Genomic DNA, 8,924 nt, shown 5'->3' with positions numbered 1-8,924 from the left:
ACCTTGCTTAAAGAAATGTCAAATTCGGTAAAAAAATATAACAAAGAAATACCAGTAAATTCGTCCGATGAGGCTTCTAATGCCGGCAAACAACTCTATACTTTTATCAATCGTACGTCACACAAAAAAGAAGTGGAAATGAATGTTGATTATTTAAAAGAGGAAAAACGGCAATTACACGTCATTGAAAAGAAGTACAAAACCCTTTATCATCACTTAAACGAAAAAAAAGACTCTATGGAGTTAGTAGATCAAGTGAATGAGTACATTGAAGGAATTAAAATCGTAGAAAATTCTCTAGATGATCTGGAGAAAACAACATACAGCAGAAAAGAATTAAAGACATTATTCAATACTTATTTCACTCACTTGAATGGTCTTAGTAAAACGGCTATTCGTATTAACGAGGAAATCAATCACTTCAAAAAGTAAGTAGCACTTCAAACCTACTATTCGTATAATCTCCGAAACTAGCAAGCACAAAAAAATGTTTGCTAGTTTTTTTCATTATTAATAGGCTTTACACATCTTTCTGTATCCGGAATGTGCAAGTTCTTTGCTTTTTATCCTACTTCACTTCTCAGATGGAACAAAAAAACCGGGAAATTATCCCCGGTTAATGTCGTATGCAATGTAGCCGACTGGCTGTGCTTTTTTATCGTATAAGATGACCATTGTATGGTACGTTTTATGTCCTTTTTGCCAGCCGTCTTCTAAGTAGTTACTAGCTACTTTCTCTTTTTCAAAGTTAAGGGTGCTAGTTGCTAGTGCGCTGCCTGGTGTTAGTATATTGAAGCTTGTATGGAATGTGTAGAACGCAAAGCTCGTTTTTACTGCTTTCAAATTTAGTTCTACTGCATTCTCTTTTTTGTTGTAGGTTACGTACTTTTTGTTGGTAAGCTGTGGTAACTTTTTTGGTGCAGTTACAGCTAGTTTGTTCACGGTTACTGTTTTGTTTTGATGACCGATGATTTTGCCGCTGCTATTTACGAATAGTACCATTACGTATGCTTTTTTGCTTGTCTTTTTACCGAAGTCGTCGATGAGGCGTGTTTCTTTATCCGATGTTAAAGACGTACCACCTTCTAGATCTTCTAAATCTTCATTTGTAATCGGTTGGTCGCGAATGAGGAATTCAATGGAATCAACATCCTTACTTTTACGGTAGCCTTTTTTCATTACCATACTAATAGCATCACCATTTAAAACAACCGGCTCTGCTTTCCCGTGTGCATAAATGGTTGCCCAATCTACTTCCTTACCTGTATTTACTTTTGCTAAACTCATTGGCGCAAATAATCCAAAACAAAGCGCCAAGCCGAGTATAAAGGATACAACCTTTTTCACTCTTTACATCTCCTTTTTTCATCGTTTTCTTCATTTCATATCATTAGTCGTTCAATAGATGAAAAGAGTTACACCAAAACTAATTTTTTTTAAAAATAGCTATGTTAAAGAATATTGTTGATTTTTTAAATAAGGGAAGGGCACTCCATAGCTGTTAGAGTGCCCTTGTTCAATCGTAATTTTTTTAATTGAATAATACACCTGTCATATCGCATTCCATCAAGTTTAGTTCATTGGTAATTTCTTTAGTCTTCTTAAAACCACATTTCTTGTAGCTTTTAATTGCCCTACTATTATTTTTGTTCACCTCTAAAACAACCTTTGAGGCACCTTTACTTCTAAGATAATTTAACATCAATAGTATCATTGATGTACCGATCCCTTTGCCCCATAATTTAGTTTCTCCAATAAATTGGTCTATTCCATAGATATTTTGATTTGAAGTAAATCCGTATTTTTTCAATTCATCTTCCTGAATTTTATAATATTGTATATAGCCTAATGGTTGATTTTTATATTCTACAATACAAGGAATAACATAATGTTTCCCTTCAATCCTTGGACCGTATTTTTCCTTCACCTTATCAAAGTTTGAAGGTGGCTCCTCGTAAAATTCTAATACTCTTTGGTCATTTAGCCATTTAACCATTACATCAAAGTCATTATGGTTCATAAGTCTAATTAGCAGGTCGTCCTTCTCAATCATACTTAACTTCACCTATATTCTTTACTAATTAGGATTTAGGATTTTTCCTTTTGGAATTACTCAATGAAGTAATTTATCTCGCTTAATCATTTGGAAAATTTTGAGTTTATCATAGGTCGCATCAGTTGAGAACAGGCAACTAAACCACTTCTTAAATGGTGGCTTGTTTGCCTGCACTTGAAAAACGATACCCTTCACAAAATGGTAACCGCTGTTGTTCAAAGATCATTGTGCCATGTGTAAGAATGTCTGCACTCTGTACTTCAAGGAAAACGGTCCATAAAGGCTGATTGTGCTTTCTCACCTACTATCGGTGCAAGCCCGGCGCGCTCCCATTGAAAGTCGGTAGCGTTCCATCGTGGCAATCGTCACATCTAGTAACACTTGTTTGCGTGGCGCATTGCCACAATCAACAGCATGATGGAGAATCATGTTATCACACCTTTTCTACGAATTTTTGATGGCGATCTTTGCGTCGGTATACGCTTAACGCGATTCCGAGTAAAATGGCCGTAGTCAGCACACCATTGCCGACAAATGGCAGTTCTACGGATGCCACTGGTAGCACACCAAATGTCATGCCGAATTGTAATACAATCGGTAAGCTGTAATAGATGGCAATTCCAAGCATCAATTGCTTGCCAAAAGAATCGTGTAACACCGGTAATAAGCGCAGAAAACGGACGGCAATTGCGATGAATAAAGCGATGACAAAGAGGACACATACCCAGCCAAAATGACTGGCAATGGCCGCGAGCACAAAGTCACGATTCACAAGCTCATAGTTCTCAACCGAATCTGTTGCTTCACCGAACCACGATGTATGAGCCAGCAGTCGCTGTAATTGTAATGACTCAAAGCTCGGTGTAAACTGTACCATATCAAGTAACCGTGCTTTCAGACAGGAACTACTGATCACATAAAACATACTTCCGCCGACAATCGCACTTATGCCACTAAGGATCAGCACTTTTACCGTAGAAAACCGACTATATAACAAACTAGCAACTATCGATCCACTAAAATAGAGAAGCTCCATCACTTCATGACTTTTACCTAAAAGAAATAACGAGCCGGCAAAAAGGATCACGAGTTGCCATAATTGATAGCGTTGATCTTGAATCAAACAAACACATGCTAAAATTAAAAGCGGAACAAGCACCCTGCTATCACTTTGAAAAAATCCAAGCATAACAACAGGTTTTCCATTAACGTAATGACTTGGAAAAAAGACACTATACAGAAGCAGCGCATTCACCGCTCCATACAGTACGAGACCCCACCTTTTTAACTTTCGATAATCAAAAAGCATCATACCAACGAGAATCATTCCAGCACATGAGACAAATAGAATTTGCCGAAGGAAGGCATGACTTCCTGCTGTCATTTGCAAAAATTCATACAATACACTAAGTCCAAGCAAGGCTACAAGCAGACCCATCATGAGCCAATCGACCTTCAAGCGATGCATGCGGTTCATTTCTATTCCGAGTACTTCAGCGCTTCCCATACTTTCAACCGCTTTCGTTTCCGCTTCGGTCGCTGAATATCCTCGTTCACTCCACGCCCGTTCGCTTTGCTTTAAGTGATTCTGCAGCTCTGAGGTGACGAGCTGTTTTGCTTCTTTTGAAGTTATTTGACTTGTGACGCGTGCTATAAACGATTCTTTCGTTTTCATGTTCTTCCCTACCTTTCAATGACCACGTGAAAAATACCTTGTAACGTTGCATCATTCCGCAGCGCTTTCCGTCCTTTTTTCGCTAGCTCATAATACTTGCCGCCATCTTCTGTCCAATTCGCCACAATGCAGCCTTCGCGCTCTAGGCGGTGCAAAACAACATACAGTGCGCCTTCATTGTTTTCGTAAGTCAAAAAGCCGCGCCGGCGCATATTTTGTGCAAGTTCAAAGCCCGTTTGGCGCGTTTGCAATAGCTGCATGAGCGCTAGTAACACGTCTTCTTCACGCTCTTGCTCGTGCTTTATTTTTTCAATAATGTTTTTGCGATGTTGATTTGTAAAGGATAGCGAAGCAAACGTGGATTGATTCATTTTTTTCTGTAATTGCCGTAATCGCTCTTCCATCTGTTAACCCTCCAGTTCTGCTTTTAATAATGCTTTTGCTTTGCGAAGTCGTGTTTTGATCGTATTAATATTGTGGCCGGTGAGCGTAGAAATGTCGCGCAACGGCAAGTCTTCGTAATAATGAAGGTAGATGACCTCACGATAGCGCACATCCAGTTGCATAATCGCCGCAATAAGTTCATCATCGGTTTCATTTTTGAGCACAGCCTGTTCGACGAGCTCTTTTGCGGTACCACGCTGCTCTTCTTCAGCTGTGACCGACACATTGCGGTTGTACCAGCTTTTCAAAAAATCTTTGCAATGATTCATCGCAATTTTCCATAACCACGTTTTTAACGAAGCTGTTCCGTTATACGTTGATAACGCCTTGTAACATTTCACAAAAATATCTTGCGTTAAATCTTCCGCTATTTCTTTATTTTTCACATATGTAAACGCGAGCTGTAGCACTTGCTGACCGTATTGATTCATCAGTTCATGAATCACAACTTCTTGATCGTCTGTTGCTACGTTTTGTAGAACATTTTCCAAAGCCGTACCCTCCCTCTCTCTCTATCTATTAGACGAGCGTCAAATGCTTTTGGTTTTCACAAACCTTATTTATAAGATTTTCCCATCAAAATACTGTATCATAAAAGAAAAGAAAGAGGAGGTCATTTTTGTGTCTACTTTTAAACAAGCGTTTAAAGCTGCTCCTTATAAGGTGAATGGTCATGGTCCGCTAACCGTTGGAGCCCTTCAAACGGCGCTTGCCTCCATGGATCCCGACACACCTGCGGACCATTATGGAAGCGGTGCCATCATTGAAGAATTTCAACAACAAATGGCTGCCTTTGTTGGGAAAGAAGCTGCTGTTTTCTTTCCGAGTGGAACGATGGCACAACAAATCGTCCTGCGCATGTGGTGTGATGAGCAGCACTGTCCGACGGTTGCTTATCACCCGCTATCGCACTTAGAAATGTATGAAGAAAAAGGATTACATACGCTTCATCCTATAAACGTCCTTACGCTTGGTGATTCAGATCGCCTTTTTACATTAGAAGATGTGAAAAATTTGCATGAACGCGTAGCGTGTATCCTTGTTGAACTTCCACAGCGTGATCTTGGCGGAGAACTGCCGTCGTTAGCGGAATTACGGGCGCTATCTTCGTATTGCAAAGAACACAACATCAAGCTTCATCTTGACGGCGCTCGCTTATTTGAAGTGCTTCCGTATTATGATGTTAGCGCGCCTAAAATTTGTGAGCTGTTTGATTCGGTGTATCTTTCATTTTATAAAGGATTGGGTGGCGTTGCCGGAGCTGTGTTAGCGGGAGACGCGGAGTTTATGAAACCGGCAAAAGTATGGAAACGGCGATATGGTGGAGATTTAATTAGTTTATATCCTTACATCGTATCTGCGTCAGATTCGTTTACTCTCCGCTTGCCGCGTATGAAGCAATACTACGAACAAGCGCAACAACTCGCAAGCAATTATAATGCGTGTCCACTTCTGTCGACGCGTCCTGTCGTTCCTGTCTGCAATATGTTTCACGTACACATTGACTTGCCAAAAGAAACAGTAGAAACGATTTTAATAGCTGTTATGCAGGAAACAGGTATCGCATTAACCGGTCACGTAAATGCTGTTAGCGATACAACGAGCTTTTTTGAAGTAACGAGCGGCGACTTGTATCCTACCGTGCCACAAGACAAATTAGCACACGCTTTTGCTTCCTTAACACAACATTTACAAGGAGGTGTTTTACATGGAAACGAGTCACATCAATAGTTTAAATGAATTAGATTTAAAAGCACGGCTACAAACGATGGATTGGCAGCAGGCACCTGTCGCAGAGCTGCTTCCTTCCATGGTTGCTCATATCGGTTCACTTGATGCTGAACTGCGCGATCATTTGATTTATCAAGGCTTTGTAGAGCTTCTTGCGTATCATGACAGAATTGATCCTGATACGTGCGTCGCGTTGCTTCACCATTGCCTAGATCAATCTTTAATGCATGGCCTTGGCGATGAAAATAGCGATACCGTATTCACTCGTTCCTTTACGACACTGCTCATCGCGCTATTACTCTATCGCGACAGTCAATCAGACTATTTGAGTGACAGTCTGATTGCAAAAACAGAAAAAAAGCTTCTCTACTATTTTAATAAGGAACAAGACGTACGTGGCTATGTTGACCAAAAAGGATGGGCACATAGCATCGCCCACGGCGCAGATGCACTAGATGAACTCGTTCAAAATCCGAAATGCAATCAAGCTTCTTATAGCGCCGTGTTAAACGCCGTTTGGAACAAAGCACTCACATCCGCCACCATCTATGTTGACGATGAAGACGAACGCCTGCTCACGCCGATCTTTAGCATGCTAACAAACGGCTTACCACTACAAGAGATAAAAGACTTACTCCAAGCGACACCGCAACAGCTTCAACAACAAAAGAATAACAGTACACCGGAAGCTTATCGCAGACTCTATTGCAACAGCAAACACTTTCTCAAAAGCTTCTACGTAGCCTGCAGTAATTACCCAACTCTTAAAGTTTTGCAAAAAGACATCAAAGAGTGTTTGCAGCAATTATAGAGAAAACAAGCCGACTCCTCGTGGAATCGGCTTGTTTTCATTACGTTTAAAAGTTATGCATACCAGTTATTAAAAATCGACCATTGTATTGTAACGTAAAATCAAACTGTACATAATGCAAGTTATAATTGCCACCTTTTCTGGAAAGGAACTCATACCGAAGTACGACAAAATCTTTTCTAAACCGCGTATCTTTATGCACTTTCATTTGAGACGTTGTTACTTTTTTCAAAACACGCACTTTTTGTTTAAAGCCCTTTAAGCGATACTCACGATCTAAATTAACAGAATTTTTATAACTATATTTTGCAGTATCAGGGAAACCAACCTCATTCATATGACGATTCACATACCGATAAAATGGTTTTTTATTTCCATTAGCAAGCGCACGACCGAACATTCTCGTCAAATACGCTGCCTCTGATTGCATCTCACGAATCAACTTCTTTTTATTGAACTTTTTAGAAAAGGAGAACACACCACTTTTACGAATTACGGGTTTTGCATGCTTCTTCTTGTGGTGTTTCTTTTTGTGATGTTTCTTCTTGTGATGTTTTTTCTTGTGGTGCTTCTTAGTGTGTTGCTTCTTCTTATGATGCTTCTTTTTATGATGCTTCTTTTTATGATGTTTCTTCTTGTGATGTTTCTTCTTGTGGTGCTTCTTCTTATGATGTGCTTTTTTGTTACTTTTTGCTTTTTGCATCTGCTCGCCACTTACTTGAACGGATACGGTGTTCGGCTCTGCAGCAGTAGCGACCGATCCAAACAATAAACTACTAACAAGCATGATGACTGTAGCTATTTTTTTGTTGAAGTACTTCATTCTGTTCTTACCCCTTTTCTGTTTCTACACTACCTTAAAAATTTTACCAATGAATAAAACAAACAAAAATAGGGATCATGCCCTATTTTAACAATAAAATACCAAATTTTGTTTTTGGGAAATGATGCCAAGGGTACTTCATAATTAATTATGATAATTCTAACTGTTGTCATCCTACGATCTTTAACTCTCAGCTTTTATAAATCGTTTCATACTCAGTCAATGAGCTGTTAACAGCATTGAAAGATAAAAAGGGGTGTAAAAAATGAAAGGATCTCAAAAATTTGTAATAAGTCTTGGAACGGCTTTAGGTACTATATTTTTAGAGTTTATTTTCACGTCAATCCTTAGTTTGTTTGGAAAAATAACGATTATTGAAACGACTAGTTACACTCATACAGCCATAGAAGTATTTGTTATAACGTTCATCGTCTTATTATTTAAAAAGAATTGATTTTTTATCTGAAGGCTTTTCAAACTCAAAATCTCCACTCCAAACCATGTTAAAACACTAGAAAATCTTAAGCTTCCTAATGTTACGTTGTTTTTTACGTGTGGAACGGTTAAAGGAACCCAAGGTGTATATGGTTTCTCTAGTTCTTACCGGACGGTTTGCAACTTCATTGCGGAATGGCGGGCATCTCGTAGTGAAGAATTACCAGACAAAGGAACAGAAAGACTCTCACACCCGGAAGGAGAAGCTCAGTTGGATTTTGGGATTATGGAGGCTGTAGAAACTGGAGAGTTATGTGACATCCGATTATTAATCCTATCCTCTCCTGCCAGTAACACTGCTTTTTATGAGCCACTTCCTTCCGAAAATCAAGAGTGTCTCTTTGAGGGTATAAAAAAACCCTTTGGGAAAGCTGATGATGTGCCTCGATCCATTTGGATTGATAATATGACAACAGCCGTTAAAGCACCGAGAAGTAAAACGGAAGAAGCTACTTTGACGGATGAATTTCTTCGGTTTCAACTTCATTATGGACTCCAGACACAGGTCTGTAATGTAGCGAAGGGAAATGAAAAAGGGCATGTTGAAGGAAAAGTTAGCTATGTACGCTATAACCTGTTCAGTGTTCCCCCAGTGAGTAGCTGCCTAAAAGGCTTAACACAAACACTTGATGAATTTTCCATAGTAGACCAGGAGCGCCTGCACTATGAAAAAGAAATAGAAATTAAAACACTTTGGAAACAAGAAACTGCGACACTATTATTCCTTCCCGAAAATGAGTATATGGTGAGAAAAGAAAGGATGGTTAAACCCAATCCTTATAATGAAGTAAAAATAGACCAAGGCGAACGCCCAATGAATTGCTTCATGAATAACAACAATGCTGATAACGATTAAGACGTAATTAAAAAGAATGACAACTGTTTCAAT

General features: G+C 39.3%; 11 protein-coding genes. 4 read left to right on the top strand and 7 right to left on the bottom strand.

Annotated features, from left to right (window positions below; all coding sequences use genetic code 11):
• Positions 1-432: hypothetical protein (locus tag A374_RS20855; RefSeq protein ID WP_007203362.1), on the top strand; the 432-nt coding region annotated here is incomplete at its 5' end.
• A 174-nt stretch (positions 433-606) separates the two neighbouring features.
• On the opposite strand, the gene A374_RS16415 is transcribed toward A374_RS20855, so the two are convergent.
• The 6 genes from A374_RS16415 to A374_RS16395 all read right to left on the bottom strand — a co-directional run bounded on the left by A374_RS16415 (position 607) and on the right by A374_RS16395 (position 4,666).
• Entirely contained in the window at positions 607-1,347 is a 741-nt protein-coding gene (locus A374_RS16415; RefSeq protein WP_007203361.1) for a hypothetical protein, read from the bottom strand.
• Positions 1,348-1,531: 184 nt separating this feature from the next.
• On the bottom strand, positions 1,532-2,053 hold the full coding sequence (locus tag A374_RS16410; RefSeq protein WP_007203360.1) for a GNAT family N-acetyltransferase: 522 nt from the start codon (positions 2,051-2,053) through the stop codon (positions 1,532-1,534).
• Between the two features lie 300 nt (positions 2,054-2,353).
• Complete coding sequence (locus A374_RS21325) at positions 2,354-2,485, bottom strand: hypothetical protein (RefSeq protein WP_274517061.1); 132 nt, start codon at positions 2,483-2,485, stop codon at positions 2,354-2,356.
• Positions 2,486-2,489: 4 nt separating this feature from the next.
• Entirely contained in the window at positions 2,490-3,731 is a 1,242-nt protein-coding gene (locus A374_RS16405) for an FtsW/RodA/SpoVE family cell cycle protein (protein ID WP_007203359.1), read from the bottom strand.
• 8 nt (positions 3,732-3,739) lie between these two features.
• On the bottom strand, positions 3,740-4,135 hold the full coding sequence (locus A374_RS16400) for a PadR family transcriptional regulator (RefSeq protein WP_007203358.1): 396 nt from the start codon (positions 4,133-4,135) through the stop codon (positions 3,740-3,742).
• A gap of 3 nt (positions 4,136-4,138) precedes the next feature.
• A complete protein-coding gene (locus tag A374_RS16395; RefSeq protein WP_007203357.1) occupies positions 4,139-4,666 on the bottom strand; it encodes a sigma-70 family RNA polymerase sigma factor in 528 nt (175 codons plus the stop codon).
• Between the two features lie 130 nt (positions 4,667-4,796).
• Between A374_RS16395 and A374_RS16390 the strand changes: the two genes are divergently transcribed.
• Together A374_RS16390 and A374_RS16385 are read left to right on the top strand one after the other, a co-directional pair.
• Positions 4,797-5,906 carry a threonine aldolase family protein gene (locus A374_RS16390; RefSeq protein WP_007203356.1) on the top strand — a complete coding sequence of 370 codons (1,110 nt, stop codon included), beginning with the start codon at positions 4,797-4,799 and terminating at the stop codon, positions 5,904-5,906.
• The gene (locus A374_RS16385) at positions 5,884-6,717 is read left to right on the top strand and encodes a DUF2785 domain-containing protein (protein ID WP_007203355.1); all 834 of its coding nucleotides are present in this window, start codon (positions 5,884-5,886) and stop codon (positions 6,715-6,717) included. The genes A374_RS16390 and A374_RS16385 overlap by 23 nt, the downstream gene beginning before the upstream one ends.
• Before the next feature lie 46 nt (positions 6,718-6,763).
• Here the strand turns inward: A374_RS16385 and A374_RS19655 are convergent, their stop codons facing one another.
• Positions 6,764-7,540, bottom strand: a complete 777-nt coding sequence (locus A374_RS19655; protein ID WP_007203354.1) for a hypothetical protein — start codon at positions 7,538-7,540, stop codon at positions 6,764-6,766.
• Positions 7,541-8,246: 706 nt separating this feature from the next.
• On the opposite strand from A374_RS19655, the gene A374_RS16370 reads away from it, so the two are divergent.
• A complete protein-coding gene (locus A374_RS16370; RefSeq protein WP_007203352.1) occupies positions 8,247-8,891 on the top strand; it encodes a transposase in 645 nt (214 codons plus the stop codon).
• Positions 8,892-8,924 lie beyond the last annotated feature (33 nt).

Origin of the sequence: Fictibacillus macauensis ZFHKF-1, from assembly GCF_000269865.1 — a bacterium.
In the GTDB taxonomy this organism is placed as follows: Bacteria; Bacillota; Bacilli; order Bacillales; family Fictibacillaceae; genus Fictibacillus_C; species Fictibacillus_C macauensis.
This window is presented reverse-complemented; position numbering and strand designations above follow the sequence as displayed.

Excerpts from the sequence above, each read along its gene's own strand:
- A374_RS16410 (WP_007203360.1), bottom strand. The coding sequence starts at position 2,053 with ATGATTGAGAAGGACGACCTGCTAATTAGACTTATGAACCATAATGAC.
- A374_RS21325 (WP_274517061.1), bottom strand. The coding sequence starts at position 2,485 with ATGATTCTCCATCATGCTGTTGATTGTGGCAATGCGCCACGCAAACAA.
- A374_RS16405 (WP_007203359.1), bottom strand. The coding sequence starts at position 3,731 with ATGAAAACGAAAGAATCGTTTATAGCACGCGTCACAAGTCAAATAACT.
- A374_RS16400 (WP_007203358.1), bottom strand. The coding sequence starts at position 4,135 with ATGGAAGAGCGATTACGGCAATTACAGAAAAAAATGAATCAATCCACG.
- A374_RS16385 (WP_007203355.1), top strand. The coding sequence starts at position 5,884 with ATGGAAACGAGTCACATCAATAGTTTAAATGAATTAGATTTAAAAGCA.
- A374_RS19655 (WP_007203354.1), bottom strand. The coding sequence starts at position 7,540 with ATGAAGTACTTCAACAAAAAAATAGCTACAGTCATCATGCTTGTTAGT.